At 38.0% G+C, this 23,364-nt stretch carries 18 protein-coding genes; 13 read left to right on the top strand and 5 right to left on the bottom strand.

The features are described 5' to 3' along the window. The first annotated feature begins 195 nt into the window (after positions 1 to 195). Genes H0486_RS12765 through H0486_RS12750 form a run of 4 tightly spaced genes read left to right on the top strand, consistent with a single transcriptional unit; the run spans position 196 to position 4,242 of the window. The gene (locus H0486_RS12765) at positions 196 to 645 is read left to right on the top strand and encodes a LytTR family DNA-binding domain-containing protein (RefSeq protein WP_228353360.1); all 450 of its coding nucleotides are present in this window, start codon (positions 196 to 198) and stop codon (positions 643 to 645) included. Continuing rightward, complete coding sequence (locus H0486_RS12760; protein WP_228353359.1) at positions 642 to 1,079, top strand: DUF3021 family protein; 438 nt, start codon at positions 642 to 644, stop codon at positions 1,077 to 1,079. The genes H0486_RS12765 and H0486_RS12760 overlap by 4 nt, the downstream gene beginning before the upstream one ends. Then, on the top strand, positions 1,045 to 1,722 hold the full coding sequence (locus tag H0486_RS12755; RefSeq protein ID WP_228353358.1) for an ABC transporter ATP-binding protein: 678 nt from the start codon (positions 1,045 to 1,047) through the stop codon (positions 1,720 to 1,722). Before H0486_RS12760 ends, H0486_RS12755 begins: the two co-directional genes overlap by 35 nt. A gap of 33 nt (positions 1,723 to 1,755) precedes the next feature. Beyond that, a complete protein-coding gene (locus tag H0486_RS12750) occupies positions 1,756 to 4,242 on the top strand; it encodes an ABC transporter permease (protein WP_228353357.1) in 2,487 nt (828 codons plus the stop codon). Positions 4,243 to 4,294: 52 nt separating this feature from the next. Here H0486_RS12750 and aroA read toward each other — a convergent pair whose 3' ends face one another. The 3 genes from aroA to aroF all read right to left on the bottom strand — a co-directional run bounded on the left by aroA (position 4,295) and on the right by aroF (position 7,951). After that, entirely contained in the window at positions 4,295 to 5,596 is a 1,302-nt protein-coding gene (gene aroA, locus H0486_RS12745) for a 3-phosphoshikimate 1-carboxyvinyltransferase (RefSeq protein ID WP_228353356.1), read from the bottom strand. Between the two features lie 86 nt (positions 5,597 to 5,682). After that, positions 5,683 to 6,804 carry a prephenate dehydrogenase gene (locus H0486_RS12740; protein WP_228353355.1) on the bottom strand — a complete coding sequence of 374 codons (1,122 nt, stop codon included), beginning with the start codon at positions 6,802 to 6,804 and terminating at the stop codon, positions 5,683 to 5,685. Positions 6,805 to 6,937: 133 nt separating this feature from the next. Next, the gene (gene aroF / locus H0486_RS12735) at positions 6,938 to 7,951 is read right to left on the bottom strand and encodes a 3-deoxy-7-phosphoheptulonate synthase (RefSeq protein WP_228353354.1); all 1,014 of its coding nucleotides are present in this window, start codon (positions 7,949 to 7,951) and stop codon (positions 6,938 to 6,940) included. A 366-nt stretch (positions 7,952 to 8,317) separates the two neighbouring features. Here aroF and fusA point away from each other — a divergent pair, with 366 nt between their 5' ends. Then, positions 8,318 to 10,405 carry an elongation factor G gene (gene fusA / locus H0486_RS12730; RefSeq protein ID WP_228353353.1) on the top strand — a complete coding sequence of 696 codons (2,088 nt, stop codon included), beginning with the start codon at positions 8,318 to 8,320 and terminating at the stop codon, positions 10,403 to 10,405. 238 nt (positions 10,406 to 10,643) lie between these two features. Further along, the gene (locus H0486_RS12725) at positions 10,644 to 12,008 is read left to right on the top strand and encodes an NCS2 family permease (RefSeq protein WP_228353352.1); all 1,365 of its coding nucleotides are present in this window, start codon (positions 10,644 to 10,646) and stop codon (positions 12,006 to 12,008) included. Between the two features lie 181 nt (positions 12,009 to 12,189). Here the strand turns inward: H0486_RS12725 and H0486_RS12720 are convergent, their stop codons facing one another. Next, on the bottom strand, positions 12,190 to 13,605 hold the full coding sequence (locus tag H0486_RS12720) for a uracil-xanthine permease family protein (protein ID WP_228353351.1): 1,416 nt from the start codon (positions 13,603 to 13,605) through the stop codon (positions 12,190 to 12,192). A 247-nt stretch (positions 13,606 to 13,852) separates the two neighbouring features. On the opposite strand from H0486_RS12720, the gene H0486_RS12715 reads away from it, so the two are divergent. From H0486_RS12715 to H0486_RS12695, 5 genes are all read left to right on the top strand, one after another. After that, positions 13,853 to 15,640, top strand: a complete 1,788-nt coding sequence (locus H0486_RS12715; RefSeq protein ID WP_228353350.1) for a DUF4153 domain-containing protein — start codon at positions 13,853 to 13,855, stop codon at positions 15,638 to 15,640. 146 nt (positions 15,641 to 15,786) lie between these two features. Beyond that, complete coding sequence (locus H0486_RS12710; RefSeq protein WP_228353349.1) at positions 15,787 to 16,626, top strand: transporter substrate-binding domain-containing protein; 840 nt, start codon at positions 15,787 to 15,789, stop codon at positions 16,624 to 16,626. A gap of 98 nt (positions 16,627 to 16,724) precedes the next feature. After that, positions 16,725 to 17,456 (top strand): amino acid ABC transporter permease, encoded by a 732-nt coding sequence (locus tag H0486_RS12705; RefSeq protein ID WP_228353348.1) that lies wholly within the window; start codon positions 16,725 to 16,727, stop codon positions 17,454 to 17,456. 71 nt (positions 17,457 to 17,527) lie between these two features. Then, entirely contained in the window at positions 17,528 to 18,268 is a 741-nt protein-coding gene (locus tag H0486_RS12700) for an amino acid ABC transporter ATP-binding protein (RefSeq protein ID WP_228353347.1), read from the top strand. A gap of 395 nt (positions 18,269 to 18,663) precedes the next feature. Beyond that, entirely contained in the window at positions 18,664 to 20,016 is a 1,353-nt protein-coding gene (locus H0486_RS12695) for an amidase family protein (RefSeq protein WP_228353346.1), read from the top strand. A gap of 410 nt (positions 20,017 to 20,426) precedes the next feature. On the opposite strand, the gene H0486_RS12690 is transcribed toward H0486_RS12695, so the two are convergent. Then, complete coding sequence (locus tag H0486_RS12690; RefSeq protein ID WP_228351247.1) at positions 20,427 to 21,680, bottom strand: transposase; 1,254 nt, start codon at positions 21,678 to 21,680, stop codon at positions 20,427 to 20,429. A gap of 311 nt (positions 21,681 to 21,991) precedes the next feature. Here H0486_RS12690 and H0486_RS12685 point away from each other — a divergent pair, with 311 nt between their 5' ends. Further along, positions 21,992 to 22,558: a hypothetical protein gene (locus H0486_RS12685; RefSeq protein ID WP_228353345.1), complete on the top strand. Its 567-nt coding sequence runs from the start codon at positions 21,992 to 21,994 to the stop codon at positions 22,556 to 22,558. Between the two features lie 47 nt (positions 22,559 to 22,605). Further along, the gene (locus tag H0486_RS12680; RefSeq protein ID WP_228353344.1) at positions 22,606 to 23,106 is read left to right on the top strand and encodes a GNAT family N-acetyltransferase; all 501 of its coding nucleotides are present in this window, start codon (positions 22,606 to 22,608) and stop codon (positions 23,104 to 23,106) included. Positions 23,107 to 23,364 lie beyond the last annotated feature (258 nt).

Here is a 23,364-nt window from a genome sequence, read left to right as displayed (position 1 = left end):
TTTGATATAGAATAAACTCCTTATTCCTTTATGGAAAGAAGGAGTTTTATTTTTTCATTGTAAGATAGAGTTAGATAATGGTAGAATTTACACATTAATATGTAAGTCAGTTATTCGAAATTGTAAGCTGGTAGTGTAAGGATTGATTTATCATAAACCGGATGATATTTTAAGGTACATAAGGAGGAACGAAATATGAAACTTTTCTTAGAGCAGAGAAAGGAAAAGGAAATCGAAGTCATTGTCAGATATCATGAGATGAATTCCGATGTGAAAAGATTGGTCCAGAAAATAGAATCTTGTAATCATACGGTGGTCGGTTCTGATAACGGAAGGCAGTACAAGATAAGCATTTATGACATTTATTATATTGAAAGTGTGGATAAGAAGACCTTTATCTATACCAGGGATCAAGTCTTTCGCTCAGAGAAGAAGCTATATCATTTTGTGGAGGAATTGAAGGAATATGATTTTGTACAGGTTAGTAAATCCTGCATACTGAATCTGGATGTATTGGAATACATAAAAAGCCTTTATAACAGTAGGATGGAGGCAACATTGATTAATGGTGAGAAAATAACCATATCAAGAACCTATCTTCCGATTATTAAGGAAGCATTAAGTAAGGAGGTAGAACAACAATGATTAAGACATTCATTAAGAAAAGCATGCTCCTTTTCACGCTGATTGTACTTGTTGTATATACTGTACAGGCAATCTTACAAGGTAAATGGGGGGATACTCTGTTTTTATGGCAGCTGGTCTTTGTGTCCGGACTGATTAGCCTGGCCCAGTTGTTACTTAGTAAGTTTAAGAGTAATTACTATCTACTAGAGGTTATCATAGAATATGTTATGGTTTGTATCATTGTCAGTATGGCAGGACTGGCCTTGGGATGGTTTAAGCTATATTATCTGTGGCAGATCTTCTTATATATTACACCAGTATATATTATTGGATATTTCTTAGATTTAAGCAGAGCAAAACGGGACGTAGATTATATCAATGAGAAAATAAAACAGAGAATGGAAAGAGGGAAGCGATTTGAACCAGGTGATAATAAGGACGAAGAGTGTTAGTAAAAGCTTTATTTTGAATAATCAGGAGATTCCGGTGTTGAAGAATATCGATCTGAACATTCAAAAAGGGGAGTTTGTTTCGATTATGGGACCCTCGGGTTCTGGTAAGAGTACCCTGCTATACTTATTGGGTGGCTTGGAGAATGCAACAAAGGGATCTATAGAGATAAATACGAAAAATATTGCTGACCTAAATGATGATCAACAAAGCAAAATGAGAAGGCAGGAAATTGGTTTTGTCTTTCAATCCTATAATCTGATACCGAATCTTACAGTGGAAGAAAACATTCTTATCCCGTTACTTTTAGAGGGGAAGAAAAAGAAAGACCTAGAAGCAAAACTAAATGATATTCTCGACATCGTAGGCTTATCCGCTCATAGAAACCATACTCCTAAGGAGTTATCCGGTGGTCAGCAGCAGAGAGTAGCCATTGCGAGAGCAATCATTACTGATCCAGAGATACTGTTTGCCGATGAACCCATTGGTAATCTTGATAGTGTTACCGGAATAGGGATTTTGGAGCTGTTACGAAAGATCAATCAAGAGAAAAAAACGACGATTGTAATGGTGACTCATTCGGAGGAATCTACCCGGTATGGAACAAGAGTGATTCGTCTAAAGGATGGAATGATTATTGATTAGGGCTGTAAACTATTCTGAGGAATGAGGGAAATTATGATACTATTTAAATATTTATGGAAAAGTCTATTGGAAAAAAAGGCAAGAACCTTCTTGGTGCTTTTCTCAATTGCAGTTTCTGCTGCTTTGATTTTTGCAAATGAAGGATTTAAAGGTACCATAGAATATATGTTTCATGAAGCGAATACCAGAAATGCCGGTAATTCCGATTTTCTTATCGAGGTAAAGAAGGAAGCAGGAGCGGTAGAATGGGTGGATATTGATCTTCTGCGTGAATATCGTAAGGAACTGGAATATGTATGTCCCATTCAGTCACAGCAGGCTTTATATGCTCCGAACGTAGAGGACATGTACTATTTTCAAATATATGGTGTTAATATGAAGGAGTTTCAGGAGCATAATCCATTTGGTCTACAACAGGGAAGTTATGAGGAATGGAACGGCTTTAAGGTGATAATAGGAGATATTTATGCCAAACGGTATAGCTTTTCAGTAGGAGATACCATAATCTTGGAGATGAACGGAAATAAGCATAGCTTTACAATTGCAGGGATCGCAAATCAGGAGGGGATTTACTCAAGAGAGTTAGCAGACGGAGGCAGGCTGTTTATGCCAAAGGAAACCTTGGAAGCTATATATGGTGAGGGATCTAATATCGTTTACCTGAAGGTGAAAGAACCATCAAAGCGAGAGGAGTTGTACGAAAGGCTCAGCAGAACCTTTTCCGACTATCAGGTAGAATACACAGTAGATTCGAAGCTCATTGATGCAGAGATCTCTAATTATTTATTACCTTTTCGAGCATCCTCTCTGGCAGTCATTTTTATGACTATGTTCATTATTTCAACCGGATTTGGGATGATTACATCGGAACGGATCTCTTCCCTTGGTATATTAAGAAGCCTCGGTGTTACAAGGAAAAGGGTAAAGAGAATTCTCATATTGGAAAGCGCGGGAATCGGTGCCATTGGGGGATTGATAGGATGTGTATTCGGCATCGGTGTACTTGTTTTAATTAAGGACTTATTCTTTCAGGATGATGGCAGCTTTGCCAATAGTGCACCGTTACAGTTTGGAATGAAGGAAATTATTACAACTACTTTGGCTGCTATATTGATTACAGGCGCATGTGCCATCCTTTCTATAAATAAAGTTGCAAAGTTACAGATCAAGGAGATCATTCTTTACCAAAGAAATCAAAAGCTTACGAAGAAATCGAAGCTATGGATGGTCGGTTTCGTATTCATACTCACCGCGCTTGTCCTGCCACCTTATCTTCCTACCTCAATATTTGGAATGGTGGTTGGTTGTATTCTGGCAACGGGAGTTTTAGCCGGTCTGGTATTGATTATTCCAGGTTTCATCGGGATGCTGGCAGAGGCCTTCAATAAGCTTGGGCTTCCCCAGGAGATTTATCTTGGCATTCGTAATGTTTCTGAAGACAAAGCCTTACTTGGCAACTTAAAGCTATTTTCAGCTATGATTGCAATTGTTGTCTATATGGCGTCCATTTTTCATACGATGTCCTATGATCTTCATTATACATGGGATCACCAACATCTCTATGATGTAAGTTTTATTCTGAGAGAAGCAGATGAAGAAAGCTTGAAGAGAGTAAAGGAAGTGGATGGTGTAACGGAGGCAGTTGGCTATTATGAGAATTACAATTGCAAGCTGGGTGAGGATGAGCTGTTCCTCAATATGTTGTATGGTATTGAAGACGATTCGTTCTTTGAAATGAATGTAGTTGGAGGGCTGGATGAAATAAAGCCTGCTTTGTTAGAACTGAATCAGGGGAAACATATTATAATCACAAATATTCTAAAGATGAAACTAGGTGTACAATTGGGTGATACACTGAAGATACGATACGGAGAGAAGGTTGAGAACTATAAAATAACTGGATTTGTTGATACAAATCTGGGTATTGGACATGTGGCTTACATCTCTGGAGACAACTTTAAGAGCTTTATTGGTGCCGCTTACTATGATACCTTTAAAGTCGATGGAAATGTTGATCCAGATACGTTGAAATTAAATCTAAAGCGTGAATTTACGAAGGATATCCTGTCAATCAATACGAAACAGGAACAGGAACGAGCAAATGCAGATAAAGTAGACACTATGTTTAATGCCATCAGTATCTATACTTACTTTGCTGTAGGAGTTGGTATGCTTGGTATGTTCAATAATATCATGTCAGGATTCCTGGAGAGAAAACGAAGTTTCGCTTTATATCGTTGTATCGGCATGAGTAATAAGGGAATTAGTAAAATGCTGATATCGGAATCAATTACCATAGGGCTATCAGGTAGCTTGATCGGACTGACAGCTTCTTTAATCATGACTGCAACAATACCGCAAATTGTAGGTGTCATGTGGGGGAAAGTAGCTACCCAGCCGGCATATACGGTTATGGCTGTCCTTAGTATCACCGGCTTTATCACTATGCTTATGGTATCGATTCTGCCGCTTACGAAAAGCAGGAAAATCAGTATCATGGAAAGCATGAGATATGAATAGCTTGAGTTATCTGTAGAATAACGATAATTAGTGATGGCTATACATAGTAAGATTATAGTATTTGCAGCTTCCTTAAATCCGAATAGAAATTGGGATAAGAAATATTAACGCATTCTGCACCACGGATTTCGGTATCACCCTCTGCCATCAGGCTGGCGATTGCAAAGGACATAGCAATTCTATGATCATCCTTGCTGTCAATGACTGCGCTGTGCAGAGGCTTACCACCATTAATAATCATACCGTCTTCAGTCGCTATAATGTCAGCACCCATTCGAGAGAGATTATCCACCATAACATCAATACGGTTGGATTCCTTTACCTTCAGCTCGGCTGCATCCTTAATAACTGTCTGGCCCTTAGCGAAGCATGCCAATACAGCAATAATCGGTATTTCATCAATAAGGGTGGGGATAACAGAGCCACTCACTTCGGTAGAGTAAAGTTCACTGTGACGTACCACAAGATCAGCCACTGGCTCACCACCATGATCGATGATATTCTCGAGACGAATATCTGCGCCCATTTGCTTACAGACGCGCAGGATGCCATCTCTGGTAGGATTAATACCAACGTTTTTGATAATAACTTCAGAATTAGGGACCATCAATCCTGCTGCTATAAAGTAAGCAGCGGAGGAGATATCTCCGGGTACTTGGATTTTATGACCTGTTAAGTGAGGATTCGGTGTAATTGCTGCTGTAAGGTCCATTGATTTTATATCCGCACCGAATTCTCTCAGCATCAATTCGGTATGATTTCGGGATAGGGAGGGTTCAGTTACACTGGTTTCTCCCTCTGCATATAAACCTGCCAGCAATACACAGGACTTTATCTGAGCGGATGCTACAGGAGATTTGTAATGAATACCACGTAAGCGGGTATTATTCTTCTTTGTCTTATTAATTGATAAAGGAGCGCAGTTGTTACCTCTGATACTTTCAATCTCAGCCCCCATCTGTGTAAGAGGTGTCATAATTCTGCCCATGGGTCTTCGTTGTATGGATTCATCACCGGTTAATGAGACAGGAAAATTCTGTCCACATAGAATACCGGAGATAAGACGCATCGTGGTGCCGCTATTGCCGACATCTAGCATATCCTTAGGAGGAGTTAAGCCATAAAGTCCTTTCCCGTGTACGATAATCCGATCAGAAGCGGGATCGTCATTGATGTCAATCCCTAGTTGACGAAAACATCTTATTGTGGAGAGGCAGTCAGCACCCCGTAAGAAATTAGTGACCTCAGTGATACCTTCCGCCAATGCACCGAACATAATAGCCCGGTGTGATATGGATTTATCACCTGGTACAGCGATTGTACCTCTTAAGGGACCTTGTTTTTGAAAAATCATGAATGTAATCTCCTTTATTATCATAAAACGTTGTTATATTACTTAATATTGTATATTCTAATATCATCTGGCTTAATATCGATAACCTATTTTCTTTCATGTATTCTATAATTATAGCGGCCTAATAATTCCACTGCCTGCATTTTTGCCTGTTCATCGTAAAACTCTATTTTCAATACGCCTTCTTCAAACTCCCTGTTATGAATAATTCCGATATTCTTAATGCTGATCTGGTTACTGGCAAGTAATGTAGCGATTGTTGCAATAGCACCGGCCTCATCACGGATATCCAGATAAATCTCGAATAGCTTAATAATCATTCCAGTTGATTTATTTGGAATAGCATTGCGATACTCACCTGCAGTATCAAACATTTTATATAGAAAGTCCCCATCATTTTGTGCCAAAGCGTCAGAAGCAGCCTTTAAGGATAATATGTATCGGTCCAGAAGCTGTATGATTACATTCGCATTGGTTAAGCAGATATTTTGCCACATAATTGGTGATGAGGAGGCAATTCTTGTAATATCCTTAAAGCCGCCAGCTGCAAGGGTTCTCATCTTCTCCGTTTCATCATCAGAATCTCTTACAAGATTAACCAGCTGTGCAGCTATGATATGTGGTAAATGGCTTATGGCAGCAGTGATCTCATCATGCTCATATGCATCAAGAATAATCGGAATAGAACCCATCTTTTTTACCAGGCTCTGTAGCAAATCGATCATATCCTTTGGTGTTTGCTTTGTTGGAGTTAAGATATAATAAGCATTCTCTAAAAGCAAAGCATAGGAGTTGAGATAACCAGTTTTCTCGGAACCGGTCATGGGGTGACCTCCAACAAATTGACTCTCCATATTAAGCTCAGAGACTGCAGTGTGGATATTACTTTTAACACTACCCACATCCGTTATAATACAGGTAGGGTTTACGATAAGTTTTAATTCCTTTAGATATTCAATATTCTTCAAAACAGGTGCACACAGAAAAATGATATCACAATCATGAAAATCATTTAGTGAGTGTGAGACCTCATTCAGAACTCCATCGTCGAGAGCTGCTTTTAAGTCAGTACTCGGATTGTCCTTGTGATAATCATAGGCTATAAGATAATATTCTATATTAATCTTTCGTAATGCACGTGCAATGGAGCCTCCGATTAACCCAAATCCAATAAATCCAATCTTAAAATCAGTCTCTAAATCCTTCATGAAAACCTCCTGTATCTTGTTTATCTTATCATTTTTTCTATGTTCCCTATTATAGCTGTTGCATTGTTATATGTGCAACATAAATCTAATTCATACTGAGCATGTAAATTATTCATTCTCTTGCTGCTGTTTATTATAACTTTTTTCCCATCATTGCTGCCAGTGGTTTAAGATCCTTAGTTAAATCTTCAAATTGCTCAAAGGTTAGTGATTGAGGACCATCGGATAAAGCGCAGGAAGGATTCGGATGAGTTTCAATCATTAATCCGTCTGCACCTACAGCCACTGCGCCCATGGATAGAGGCTTTACATAGGCTCTAACTCCTGTGGCATGGCTGGGATCTACAATAATCGGCAAATGACTCTTTTCTTTAATGACCGGTACAGCGCTAATGTCTAAGGTGTTTCTGGTAGCAGTCTCAAAGGTGCGGATACCTCTCTCACAGAGTACCACATTGGGATTGCCTTCTGCAATAATATACTCGGAGGCATTCAGCCATTCATCAATGGTTGCGGAGAGACCTCGTTTTAATAGAACGGGAAGACCGGATTTTCCTGCTTCCTTAAGGAGATAGAAATTCTGCATATTCCTGGCTCCGATCTGAAGCATATCAACATATTTTACGGCTGCCTCAATTGCATTAAGACTGGTTACTTCACAAATAACTGGAAGACCAGTCTCTTCCCGAGCTTCCTTCATATACTTAAGGCCTTCTTCCTCTAATCCCTGGAAGGCATAGGGGGATGTTCTTGGCTTGTATGCACCGCCTCTTAATATCTGTGCACCTGCTTTCTTAATTGCATGAGCAGTTGCCAGCAATTGCTCCTTGCTTTCTACAGCACAGGGACCGGACATGATGACCAGAGAGTCACCACCGATCGTTACATTTCCAACCCTTATTACAGATGGCTCCGGATGAAATTTCTTATTTGCAAGCTTGTAACTTTCTGTAACTGCTACTATTTTATCTACATCATCAAAGATTTCCAGATTATGCTCCAGCAGTTTTGATTTATCTCCGACTACTCCGATTATGGTTACTTCCTTACCTGCGGAGATGTGGGCGTCCAATCCATTTTCTTCGATAATTGCTTTGATCCGTTCGATAGATTCCATTTTCGCACGGGGCTTCATTACGATAATCATTTACATCATCCTCTCTGTTAAACGTATTATGTTTATTATGTTTCATTTCTTTGATTGTATAAGCATATTTGGAAAATCTTCAAGAAATCATAAATCAAGTAATACATGCATTCACTAAGATTTATTAGTCCACGGTGTAGCTTAGTATACACTTGTTAGAAGTCCATGTCAATACATTAATACATTAAAGCGTTACGGTTTAAAGCGAAAAAGAAATCTAAAGTAAGAAACTACAGTGAATCTTTGTGTATATTTCCACAAAACTATTGTAAAAGTTATCTTCCTCTAGTAAAATATACTAAGAGGTATTCATGGGAGATTTATTGGACCCTACTACTTACTATAAGCGTATTGGAGGAAATCATTATGAATGTTTACACTTCAGAAAAGATTCGCAATGTTGTTCTGTTAGGCCACGGTGGCTGTGGCAAGACTACTTTAGTCGAAGCCATGGCGTATACAACAGGAATTTTAAAGCGTCAGGGAAGAGTGGAAGAGGGAAATACAATCAGTGACTATGACAAAGAGGAACAAAAGAGACTATTCTCAATTAGTACCACAGTAATACCTATTGAATTTGAAGGCATTAAGATTAATTTTTTGGACACGCCAGGGTACTTTGACTTTGTTGGTGAAGTTGAGGAAGCATTGGCGGTTGCGGATGCAGCGGTAATATTAGTTTCAGCAAAAGCAGGCGTAGAAGTAGGTACATTAAAAGCCTGGGATTTTTGTGAGAAATATAATTTACCTAGGATTTTCTTTGTAACTGATATGGATGATGATAACGCAAGTTATCGTGAGGTAGTTGAGAAATTAACGGAGCTATATGGTAAGAAGATTGCTCCATTCCATATTCCGATTAGAGAAAATGAGAAATTTGTTGGATTTGTTAATGTTGTAAAGATGGCAGGCAGAAGATTTACAACAGCAAGTAATTATGAAGAATGTGAGATTCCAGATTATAGTCAGGAAAATCTATCGAAGTTTAGAGAAGTCTTATTGGAAGCGGTTGCAGAAACCAGCGAAGAATTAATGGAAAAATATTTTTCAGGCGAGGAGTTTACTCAAGAAGAAATCTCTAGTGCGCTTCGAAATAATGTAATAGATGGCTCAGTAGTGCCGGTAATGATGGGCTCCGGTATTAATGCTCAGGGAACGACTATGTTACTGCAGGCAATTGAAAAATACTTCCCGGACCCAAGTAAGAAGAATATAGTCGGAAAAAATACTAAGACTGGAGAAGAATTTACAGCAGATTATGATGAGAAAAAGCCGTTTAGCGCAAGAGTATTTAAAACCATTGCCGATCCGTTTATCGGAAAGTTTTCTCTTTTCAAAGTATGTTCCGGTGTGTTAAAATCTGATATGGCGATTTACAACGCAGAAAAGGATGCAGAAGAAAAAGTAAATCGTATCTATGTCTTAAGAGGTAAAGAGCAGATTGAGGTAAATGAGCTCCATGCAGGCGATATCGGAGCACTGGGTAAGCTTACTAATACCACTACAGGAGATACCCTGTCAACCAAGGCAAATCCTGTGATATACGATCGTATTGAGGTATCAACGCCTTATACTTATTTACGCTATAAGACGAAGAATAAGGGTGATGATGATAAGGTATCCCAGGCGCTTGCAAAGCTGATGGATGAAGACCTTACTCTAAAGATCGTAAATGATAAAGAAAACCGTCAATCTTTAATATATGGAATTGGTGACCAACAGCTTGATATAGTAGTAAATAAGCTTCTAACAAAGTATAAGGTTGAGATTGAGGTTATGAAACCCAGAATTCCCTTCCGTGAGACAATTCGTAAAAAGGTTCGGGTTCAGGGTAAGCATAAGAAACAATCCGGCGGTCATGGTCAATACGGTGATGTTCATATCGAATTTGAACCTTCCGGTGATCTTGAAAAGCATTATATCTTTGAGGAGAAGATTTTCGGTGGAGCCGTACCGAAGAATTATTTCCCGGCAGTAGAAAAGGGAGTAGCAGAATCTGTATTAAAGGGTCCAGTTGCCGGATATCCAGTAGTGGGAATAAAAGCTACATTGGTGGATGGTTCGTATCATCCGGTTGACTCCTCTGAAATGGCATTTAAGCTAGCGACCATTCAGGCTTTCAAGCAAGGATTTATGGAAGCGTCTCCGGTACTTCTTGAACCAATTGCTTCCCTAAAAGTACTTGTACCAGATAAATTCACCGGTGATATTATGGGTGATCTGAATAAACGACGCGGCAGAGTACTAGGAATGAACCCGGTTTCTGGCGGAAAACAAGAAATTATAGCAGATATTCCGATGGCTGAACTATATGGATATTCCACTGATCTAAGATCTATGACTGGTGGAATTGGAGAATTCTCATATGAATTTTCAAGATATGAGCAGGCTCCTTCTGATGTACAGCAAAAGGTTATTGAAGAAAATGCAAAGGAAGAAGAAGCAGAAGCTTAATGATTAATATCAGAGGGCTATCCGGTTACCTACGTTGTAGGATGGGATGAGAAGAATTTGCATCCTTACAGGGGAATAACAGGATAGCCTTCTATACGTTTTTTACAAAAACTCTTATCATACACTTGCTTGTTTACATTTGAGGGAACAAGGCATATTATTAAGAGCTGGGATTAGTATAATTGGGGGGGTCCATTGGATTTCTCTTTTTATAAAATTAAATCAAAGGAGAGTTTTTATGGAAAAGTTTTTTAAACTGAAGGAGCACGGAACGAGTGTTTCGACTGAAGTGGTAGCCGGTATTACTACTTTCTTTGCTATGGCCTACATCATCTTTGTTAATCCGGGAATGTTATCACAAACAGGAATGCCTGCGGGAGCGGTATTTCTGGCAACAATTATTGCATCAGTAGCTGGAACTTTGGTTATGGGATTATTTGCTAATGTTCCATATGCGCAGGCTCCTGGTATGGGATTGAATGCATTCTTTACCTATACCGTATGCTTTGGTCTGGGATTTACCTGGCAGGAAGCGTTAATGATGGTATTTATCTGTGGTATTATTAATGTAATTATTACTGTTACAAAGATCCGTAAGCTGATTATTAAAGCAATACCAGAGAGCTTACAACATGCAATCGGTGGCGGTATTGGTATCTTTGTTGCATATATTGGTTTATTAAATATTGGTATGGTTAACTTTGAATCTGGGGTTCCAGCACTGTCTAATTTTGATAATAAAGGACTTATCCTTGCGTTGGTAGGTATTGTGATTACCTTTATTTTACTTATATTAAAAGTAAAGGGTGCAATCATAATCGGAATTGCTGCTACAACCGTTCTTGGAATTCCGTTAAAGGTGGTAGATTTAAGCACTCTTGGTGCTACTGCAGGATTAGCTGACTCCTTTAAGGATTTGGGCACTACCTTTGGTGCTGCATTTGGTAGTGAGGGATTAGGCTCCCTGTTTAGTGATGCATCCCGTATCCCGCTTGTAATAATGACTATTTTTGCATTTAGCTTATCCGATACTTTTGATACCATCGGTACATTTATCGGTACAGGAAGAAAGTCCGGTATCTTTGATGAAGCGGATGAGAAGGCATTGGAAGAAGGTACAGGATTTAAATCTAAAATGGACAAGGCTTTATTTGCAGATTCTATCGCAACCAGTATTGGTGCTATCGTTGGTACCTCCAATACAACAACCTATGTAGAGAGTGCTGCTGGTATTGGAGCAGGTGGACGTACCGGTCTTACTTCTGTTGTGACTGCAGCTTTATTCCTGCTAAGTATCTTCCTTGCACCGATCGTAGGAATTGTTCCTACACAGGCTACAGCACCTGCTTTAATTGCAGTAGGTATTATGATGATTTCTTCCTTTAAAGAAATCAAATGGGATGAATTAGAAGAGGCTATTCCGGCATTCTTTGCTGCAATCTTCATGGCACTTTGCTATAGTATTTCCTATGGTATTGCTGGTGGATTTATCTTCTACGTAATTGTTAAGATTGTAAAAGGAAAGGCGAAAGATATTAACCCGGTATTATGGGTTGCAACCGCTTTGTTTATTGCTAATTTCGTTATTCTTGCGATTATATAATATATAGTTCATAGTAAGGAATTTATATTAAATCCTTTTATTGATGAAATGATGATACGTATAGGAATGTAAAAGAAGAGAGCATATGCTGAATTGTATTGATTATCAATTCAGCATATGCTCTCTTTTATGATGACGTCTTAATATAGTTTCTATTTATGACATTCTAACAATCAGGTTCTTATTCGGCTGTCTCTTCCTCTTTATCACCGATGGAAAGTAGAAGATTAATCAAGATGCCTACTACAGCTGCGGTAGCAAGTGCAGGGAACTCTACACCGAACAGAGGTATCATACCATTACTAAATCCGAAGGATCCACCAAGACCAATGATTAAGATGATAGCAATAATGGCCATATTCTTTGCTTTAAACATATCCACCTTACGATCCATCATAATGGTGATACCCTGTGCAGCAATAACACCGAATAAGTAAATGGAGAGGCCTCCAATAACTGCGGTTGGTATGGAGTATACAGCATTAATTAATGGTGTAAAGCAGGAGATTACCATAGTAATGATGGAAGCGGCGATCAGCACCGGTATGGAGAAAACTTTTGATATCGCCATGGTACTAATATTTTCACCATAATTGGTTCCTGCTGGTCCACCGATCATACCGGAAACGATATCACCAATACCATCACCAATTAAGTTCAGACCTAACTTATCTGCAATATTGAATACCTTACCACTTTTTTTCTTCTTTGCTAAGTCGTTTACATAAATATCTAATTGATATACATGAGCAGTTGATTCCGGAATGGTTGCAATTGCTATTGGCATGATTGCACCGATTGCAGCCAGTGACGGCTTCGGAAGAGTAAAGATTGGCAGACTTATGATACTGTCTGATTCAATCGTATTAAAGCTTACAAAAGGAATACCCGTTACTATACCAATGATAACAGCAACGATATATCCTGTTAAAAGGCCAAAAAGAATAGGCAACTGACTGAGTTTGCCTTTCAAATATACCGAATATAATATTGTGGAAATAAGAGTTACAATAGCAATGATCCAAGAATAATTTGCATATTGACCAGATTCTACAGCTGATACAATGGTACTTGAATAATCTGCTGGAGCTGCTAATACACCTGCGATATAGCCGGAGCTTGCTGCATTTCCCATAGCATTTGCCGCGAGGGATAAACCAATAATAATAGCGATACTACCAGTTACTGTAGCGGGAAGAACCTTATCAATTAATTTTCTTCCTGACTTCTGAATAATGATACCGGCTGCTATGGATACGAAACCTGACATTACGATACCGAATTGAGCAATTGCGATTTTATCGTTGTGACTATATGTTGCAAATTGCTCTGCAGACATGATAGAAACAATTGCCGTAATGTAAGAAAAGCTGGAACCGTAATACAAGGGGATTTTTCTACCGGTAATAAGAATAAAACATAGGGTTGCCAAGCCGCTGGCAAAAATGGTAGTGGATACGTGGAATCCAGTAAGAATAGCAACGAGAACAGTTGCGGGAAACATTACAACGATTTGCTGCAATGCAAATAAGATTAATTCCACGATGGGGGGTCTTTCGTCAGGCAAATAGCCGACGGGTTGTTTCTTTGAAGACATAATTACTTTACCTCCTGTGATTTTTTTTATTTTTGCATATTTTTATACTTTTGTAAAGTGGGATTCGTCATTTTTTTATAAAAATCTTTATGGAATATTTATAAAATTGTTAATAATTGCTATTGTATTTCTGTGGAAAAATAAAATTGCAAGCATAATTACTTATATTATCTAGCTATACATGGTAAAATATACAGTAAAGGTATGCGATGTATATTTTTATATTCTGAAAGCGGGAGGTTTCAATTTGAAAGATCAAAATCGAATGTTTGAACGGTTTAGTAGCATACAAGACACAATTACACGTTTTCCGATAACCGCTATATTATTATTCAGTGCAACAATTACGAATGGGATGTCGATTCATTTCTATAATGAGGAACAGTATAGCCGTCTGTTCCTTTCCTTGCTTCTTGCTTCTGCCTTATCCGTGTTAGGGCAGATGATCTTCGAGCGCTTTCTTCAAAAAGCTTCAATGCGATGGGCAATCTATTTGATTGCTCTGATTGTATCAGGATGCTACTATGTGGTCATACGGAATACCGAATGGGAGCAACCGGTTATCATACGTACCATAGTTATTTTCTTCATCATATTAATTGCTATTCTCTGGGTTCCGGTGATAAAAAGCAGTCGTAATTTTAATGAAAGCTTTTTAGCCATATGGAAAGGCTTTTTTACGTCATTAGCATTTTCCGGTGTGCTTTATATCGGAGTGGTTCTGATTATCCAGGCGATTGATCTTCTTTTCACCAATGTCAGTGGTGATTCTTATTCACACACTGCGAATATAATATTTGTCCTATTAGCACCGATATATCTTCTTTCCTATATTCCGGTTTATCCGGGAACACACTCACCCATGATATCGATATTGGATGAGGAAGAGACACAGGTAAGTAACCTAGTTCCCTCTAAATTTCTGGAAACTTTAATATCCTATGTTATGATACCACTTGCAGCAGTTTTTTCTATTATATTACTGGCCTATATTATGATAAATATTATGGGTGATTTTTGGACTGACAATTTAATGGAGCCTATGCTGCTATCCTATTCGATAGCTGTTATTGTTATTTACTTATTATCCTCGACAGTCAATAATAAGATAACGAACATGTTTCGTAAAATATTTCCGAAGCTTTTAGTTCCCATTGTATTATTCCAGACTGTTTCATCCACTCTTAGAATAGGAGAGGAGGGAGTTACCTCAGGCAGGTACTTTGTTATCATATTTGGATTATTTTCAACAGTAGCAGGAATCATATTCAGTTTCTGTCCAACTCAAAAAAATGGATTGATTGCACCAATTCTGATTGTGCTTTCTCTTATATCAATAATACCTCCCTTTGATGCATTTACCGTAGGCTACAGGAATCAGAGAAACAGGCTGGAGAAAACCTTGATACGCAATAATATGCTAGAGGGGGATACCATTCATCCGAATTCGAAGGTTGATGAAGAGGATCGTAACATAATCATTAATTCGGTTCAATACCTTCGAGTAAACAATGACCTTCGTAGAATTGAATGGCTCCATGAATATGAGAAGACGTACAATTTTGAGGGTACTTTTGGATTTGCTGAGTATCAGTACAGTCTTCCGGATTATAAGAATATTAATCTAATTAGGAATACTTATGAACCAATTCTGTTAGAGGGATATGACATATTGCTTCGCATCACAGTGAATGTGGGTAACAATCGTTATACTCTTGATGGTAATATGCTGACAGATTCGGAATACTTCTTCGAAATCCAGGGAGATACCATGGATGAACAGGAAATTGTTATCTTTCAAGATCGTCAAAACGAGCTTATCCGATTTCCAGTTAAGGATATCATGAAGCAATTTACCGATACAAATAGCGTTGATAAATATATACTATCTAATGATGAAATGACAATTCTTAAGGAGAATTCCAAGTCTGTGATAAAGATAATCTTTAATACGATTTCATTATCAGAATGGAATGAGGGCATTGAGGGATCAATTGACGCTAATATTCTTATTCGGATTAAGGATTTGAATTGACAGACATAATGCTTATGATGTACACTATTAGCGTGATTTTGAAAAGAACAGCATGATTATTCCAGATGTTGTAAGTATAATACATTAACCATCATGAAGGATAGTCATAGTAGTAATGATATACTACGAGGGGAGGAGAAAATTATATGAGAAAAAGGATGTCTGTCATAATTGCCGTAGCGGCTTTGGCTGTTATGAGTCTTACTGGCTGCGGAACAAAAGAACCAGCACAGAAGAGCGATACGCAATCCGGTGGTACATTTAAGGTGGGATTGGAAGCAGGTTATGCGCCATTTAACTGGACACAGATTGATGATTCCAACGGTGGTGTTCCGATTGATGGAAGTGCTGAATTCGCAGGCGGATATGATGTTGAAATTGCGAAGAGAATTGCAGAAGGATTAGGAAAAGAGCTTGTTATAGTTAAGACAGAATGGGATGGATTAGTGCCTGCACTTACATCAGGTAAGATTGATGCTATCATAGCAGGTATGTCTCCAACTGCAGAACGAAAAGAGACCATTGATTTTACGGATAACTACTATAAATCAGATTTGGTTATGGTTGTGAAAAAGGGCGGTGCTTATGAAGGTGCCACTTCAATTCAGGATTTCAGCGGAGCAAAGGTTACTGCACAGTTAAATACATTTCACTATTCTGTAATTGAACAGATTGAGGGTGTAAACATTCAACCAGCAATGGATAACTTTCCTGCAATGAGAGTTGCTTTGGAATCTGGAGTTATTGATGGATATGTATCAGAGCGTCCGGAAGGAGTTAGCGCAACAGCTGCTAATCCTAATTTTGCTATGGTTGAGTTCACAGATGGTTTTGTTACCTCTGAGGACGATACGGCCATTGCAGTAGGTATTAAAAAGGGCAGCGACCTGACTGCAAAAATAAATGAGATTTTAGCTGGAATTTCAGAAGAAGAACGCATTAGCATTATGGACGAAGCGATTAAGAATCAACCGGCTGCAGAATAGGTGTAAGCTTAGAGACTGTTCCAAAATCTTTGATACATCATTTGGAACAGTCTTTTCTATATTATATAGGTTATATATAGGAAAGGTTTGGTGAGAATATGACATGGGAGTGGTTTGTTAAAATAGTTGCCGAATTCTGGCCGATGTACTTAAGAGGAGCAGGGCTGACATTACTTATTTCAATTATCGGTACGGTATTAGGAGCTATCATTGGTTTATTAATAGGTACAATACGTACAATTCCTATGCCTGAAAAAGGATTTAAGAGAGGCCTGCTTAAGGTAGTTAATACCATACTATCAATATACGTTGAATTCTTCCGTGGAACTCCAATGATTGTACAAGCCATGGTTATTTACTACGGATCAGCGATGGCCTTTGGTATAGACATGGACAGGACTTTAGCTGCCATATTCATAGTATCAATTAATACTGGTGCATATACAGCTGAGATTGTCAGAGGCGGTATTATCTCAGTTGATAAGGGACAGTTTGAAGCAGCACATGCAATCGGTATGAATCATGCGAAGACTATGTTGTATGTTGTATTACCTCAGGTATTGCGTAATATTTTACCCGCTATCGGTAATGAGTTTGTTATCAATATCAAGGATACATCCGTATTGAACGTAATATCCGTATCAGAGTTATTCTTCCAGACGAAATCAATTGCCGGTAATAACTTCCGATACTTTGAATCCTTCTTTGTAGCTTGTATCATTTATTTAGTTATGACGCTTGTGGTTACCAGAATTCTTCGTTTCATAGAACGAAAAATGGAAGGACCGGAGAATTTTAATATTATTCCTGGTAATCAGATGCAGGTCTAGATTGGTTAGCTAATTGATATTAAGAGTACTAAGAAGAACAATGAGTTTGATATAGATATAGGGAGGTCGAAATGGAACGGGTAATTGAGATTCAACATTTAAGAAAATCCTTCGGATCCAACGAGATATTAAAGGATATAGATTTCTCTGTGAATAAGGGTGAGGTGGTCTGTATCATCGGGGCCTCGGGATCCGGTAAGTCTACACTGCTTCGATGTATCAATCTGCTGGAAAAGCCCAGTGGCGGAGAAATAATCTATAACGGAGAGAATATTCTTGACGATAAACATGATATTTATGCATACCGGACTAAGCTCGGTATGGTTTTTCAGCAGTTCAATCTCTTCAATAATCATAATGTATTAAGTAATTGTATGATTGGACAAATTAAGGTGTTAAAACGCTCGAAGGAAGAAGCGGAAGAGGTTGCAATGAAATACCTGAAGGTAGTTGGTATGGACCAATATATCAACGCAAAGCCGAAGCAGTTATCCGGAGGTCAGAAGCAAAGAGTAGCTATTGCCAGAGCTTTATCAATGGAACCGGATGTATTGCTGTTTGATGAACCTACTTCTGCTCTGGATCCGGAGATGGTAGGTGAAGTACTCAATGTAATGAAAGATTTAGCGAAGAGTGGTCTTACTATGCTGGTTGTTACCCATGAGATGGGATTTGCCAAGGAAGTATCCAACCGTGTCGTGTTTATGGATAAAGGGGTTATTGCAGAAGAGGGTACTCCGGAGCAAATATTTAATAATCCAGTACAGGAAAGAACGAGAGAGTTTTTAAAACGAGTATTAAATCAAGAATAGATACAGACATATACGATATAGATATAATACAATTGATTACAAAATACTAACTAAAATATGTACCCAGATAGATACCCCCACATAATACTGCGATTGATCAGTTACTGTCATTTCGTATTGTTATCGTGGGGGTTTATGGTACTATCATTCATATTCTGCTGCAGGTTAATTTGACTACGATTATAAGGAAATATGAGTGCACGAATGAGAAAAGATAAACTTTAATAATTCAGTGCTTATATATACATAATATATGTATAATCCACTCGAATATCATTTTATTTTAAACTGCTAATTAGAATATATTATTTACTGTTTAACAGTGAATGATGGAATATAGGTGAGAAAGGAGAAATCCAACTACCATATATGATGATTGGATAATTCGTAAATAAATGTTTGATATTTGTGAAAAAACGATAAAAGAACTCCAAGCCATGTTCTATGAGAAGAAACTATCAGTGAAGGAACTAGTACAAGAATATATTACACGTATTCAGAATATAGATCAGGGACCGAATGGTCTGCACAGTGTTCTGGAAATCAATCCGGATGCATTATATATTGCAGAAGAACTGGATCAGAAGGGAAATGATCAAAATAATCTATTATTTGGGATTCCTATTCTAGTGAAGGATAATATTGATACCGCCGATCGTATGCATACATCAGCTGGTTCACTTGCATTAGCGGATTCCTATGCCAGATGTGACGCGGAGTTGATACAAAATCTTAGAAAAGCTGGCGCAGTACTTCTAGGAAAAACGAATATGACTGAGCTTGCGAATTACATGACGGAGAATATGCCCGCAGGATATAGCTCCAGAGGTGGAAAAACAATCAGCCCATATAATAAGGAAAAAGACCCTTCAGGTTCCAGTACCGGTTCAGCGGTAGCAGTTACAGCAAATCTCTGTAGCGCATCCATCGGTACGGATACCAGTAATTCAATCATTGCTGCGGCGCTCGCGAATGGTGTTATAGGATTTCGCCCCAGTACAGGCAGTGTCAGCCAGAAAGGAATTATTCCTATCAGTCATACCTTGGATACAGCAGGGCCGTTTGCCAGAACGGTGGAAGACTGTGCAGTATTATATGCAGCATTAACAGGATATCCTGTGATTCGTGACCACAACAATAATCAAAAAGGTAAGGTGATTGGATTTAATGTCTGGAATATGGAAAATATGCCGAAGAATATTGTGACAAGAATCCAGAATGTAATGAAAGAATTAGAGGGAGAAGGAGCAGTTATTAGAAAAGTGGATATCTCCAAGACGAAGCATATCAGAGATATCATGAAATACGAGTTTAAATATGATATGAACCAATACTTAAGTACATTACCGGAAGATTATCCGATTAAGACCTTAAGTGATATTATTGAATTCAACGAAAGGCATCCAGAGAAGACCTTAAAATATGGTCAGACCTATCTGGTTGATGCACAGGAGAATACCTCAGGGAGGTTGGATGAAGACATTTATCAGTCTGTACTACAGGACCGCAGGGAACGAATGGCTACGATTAGAGAACAAATTAAGGAGTTCGATTTTTGTATCATGTTAAGCTGTAACAACATTTTACAATACACAGCATTACCGGGTATAACAATCCCATGTGGTTTACAAGACGATGGAATGCCCTTTGGAATTTATATGACAGCAAAGACGGATATGGAACTAATCGCATATGCCTATGAAGTGGAACGTGTAATCGGTCATAGAGTTCCGCCTCCATTTAAATAAGAAATATCATAAATGAGGGGATGTTTCATAATGTATCAGCCGGGACAATTACTTACCTCACACACAGACGGAAGGACACATCACTGATTTTGTATGTCTCATACGAATATGAATATTCGCATGAGACATACAAAATATAGCAATATGTTCTTCCGACAGTGCATTATGGTAAGTAATTGTCCCGGCTGATACATTATGCAACATCCCCTTTTTTGATGATGTGGTTTTGATGATTTTAACCCCTTATTTATACTTGAGTTTCCGCAAATTGCACTTTGAAAATGAATAAATCTAATGACAGTGCCAATTTGCTGATTTTTTTAAGTGTAAGAGTGGCAGTATCTAGATCAGAAGAAGCTTAATAAGCCCCGTTTAAAACCGGACTTCGGGATAAGTATTCTTTTATCTATTTAAGCGATTAGCTTAAAGCAAAGTTGACGGTATGCAGGACGTTTTGTCCTGAACCATAGCCTGACGCCTTCTTTTGCATACGAGAGTATGCCGGAGATACCTTTTGCTAACCGATAATAGCAGAACTGAACTTTCTCCTTAACAGGAGCTGCTGTCTGTATGATTGAAACCTTTAGGGCATTTGTTTCTGCTTTCATTGAAACCAGAGCAAGAAATGCCATACACAAGGTGATATAAAAATTGAGAGCATTAATTGCTTTCAGCTTCCGGACACGGAAGTTTTCAAACTGGAAAACCTGTTTCTTGCAGCGGAAATATTCCTCAATGCGCCAGCGGGAGAAATAAAGCCTTGCAATTCGTATTACATCTTCTCGGGACTTTATCTCCTTGTTTGTTGCGAGCATCATCGGATGCTCTGTGATGCCATAGACAAGAACCAGATAAATATCCTTTCTGGATGCAGTGATTTGAACCTTCACATGGGATAGATAAGCTTCCCTTTTTTTGCCCTTATAGAACACAGGTGTTGTGATTTTGCCTTTTCGACGATTTCGCAGTTCAGTAGCGGCCACCCATTTGTTATGAAAAAGTAGCTTTCTTTTAGCTGTAAGTCGGATCACATAGTCCTGCTTTAATTCATCAAGCTTAAGAAACATCTTATTATCATCATAGCCCCTGTCCATTACAAAAGTAGCTTTGCCAAACATTGCTTTTCCGCGCTCCATGGCATCAAAGGTTACGTTATTGACAGAGGTGAAGGTCTTTTCTTTTGAAGAATGGATTTTAGAATAAATGCTGACAGGATGATTGCTTTTAGTCATAACACAAGCCTCTGTTACATGGTAGCCCTTCTCATAGACATTTTTGGTATCGGTGCTTTTGGAACCATCCCGAACAAGTCCCAGTGCTTCGAACTTGTAGCCGTCAGGCTTGATGATATCACTATCATCGATATGGATAACTGGTTGATCCGGCACCCATTTACGTATTGTATGCAGATACGAAGACAAGGCAGAATTATGGATTCCCTTATTGAGATGTCGGGTAAGTCTTTCCACGCTGTTGACCTTTTTGGAATCTTCGTGAAGCTGATCCACAACATCAGTCAGAAGGCAACTGCCAGAAGCTAACATGCCATAAGTCATGTCTGCAGTAAACTTTCGATCCGGTTTGGAAAGCTTTCGGGATATTTTGTTTGAAAAAGATAAAATTTCACGTTTCAAAGTGTAAGTATTTGTAGTAGAATTAAGCATAAGGAGTCCCTTTCTTTATTGTTTAGTGTAGATTTTGCTTAGACACCATTATTCTACTACAAAAAGGATGAGGATTCCTTATATTTTGGGCATTTTCTAAAAGTTGTTTATTACAATACTGATGAAACAGGGATACTGTGGATAAAACTACGGAAACTCAAGTTATTTATATGATTGACAGGAAATTCCACTTATAATAAGATAAGTCCATATGATAAACGAATAGTAGCACATAATTATCGTGAAGCTATATTAAGTTTTATTTTTGAGGTGATTATTTGATTACTTAAGGGAGGGGTTATATATATATAATGAAAAGGAAGGGCTTATTTTGTGCACGTAATGCCATACTGTTTTTTGTATTCTTTTTGCTTACGAATTTCATTATTAATGGAAAACCATTCGGTTTAGCAAAGCTTATGGAAATCACTGGTGGACACAGTATTCTTGATATGGAGCTTATGGGATACTCTGTAGATAGGGCATATGAGATTTTAGATCATCTTGGAGCAGAAGGTAGAAGCTTTCATTTAAAGTACATAATGCCTATAGATATCATATTTCCTTTATCGTATGGACTTTTTTACTTTATAACGTTAACTCTTATTGTGAAAGAATTGTGGAAAAAAGTTAATAAACCCTGGCTTATTGGATTCATAGGATTGGCTGCTATGCTTTTTGACTGGCTGGAGAATATAATGATATTTATTCTATTGAATAATTATCCAAACCGAATGGATGGAATTGTACGAATAGCTAATCGTTTTACCCAGGTAAAGAGTTTCTTTATTATAATTAGTATGACTCTTATAGCTTCAGGATTAATTGCATTGGCGTTTAAAACGTTTGCTGTAAAAAGGAAGGCTGATTCAGTTTGATGTGCTGCCACTTAAATTCGCAGGTTGTCGATAGAATGGAGGGTAATATGAATTACGTCATACGTCCAATAAAATCCTCAGAAATAAAGTTGCTTGAGGACTTTTTATATGAAGCCATTTTTCAAAGGGATGAAAATAATCTAGTATCCAGAGAGATTATTAATCAACCGGAATTAAGAGTATTTATTGAAGACTTTGGAAAACCGGACGATTATTGTTTAGTAGCAGAGGTGGGAGGTAAGGTTGTAGGAGCAGTGTGGACCAGAATAATAGCTGGAGCTGTAAAGGGCTATGGCAATGTTGATGAGAACACACCTGAGTTTGCAATATCCTTATATAAAGAATATCGTGACAAAGGAATTGGAACCTCACTTATGAAGAATATGCTGATACTACTTAAGGATAAAGGATATCGGCAAGCTTCTTTAGCTGTTCAAAAAGATAATTATGCTACTAGAATGTATCAGGCTGTTGGTTTCGAAATAGTAAAAGAAACAGTGGAAGAATATATAATGATTTGTAATTTAAATAATTATGAGAATGATTAGTATATAAGATGAATTAGTGTATGTAAATTATGAATGGATGAGTAAAATTAGCCTAAGTGCGCTATATCTTAATTGTAAGAAATTGAATATAAAATTAATGCAATTTATTATTGACTTAACAATACAGATGTGTTAAGATTGACTTCCGCCGTTATTTAAGGGTTAACGAATAAGGAAATCCTTAGCGGAAAGGGAAAATAAAATTGTAATAAATTTTATACAAAATTCAAACAAATTGTTGTTGACTAGTGATGAATA

Origin of the sequence: Variimorphobacter saccharofermentans (assembly GCF_014174405.1) — a bacterium.
Classification (GTDB): Bacteria; Bacillota; Clostridia; order Lachnospirales; family Lachnospiraceae; genus Mobilitalea; species Mobilitalea saccharofermentans.
This window is presented reverse-complemented; position numbering and strand designations above follow the sequence as displayed.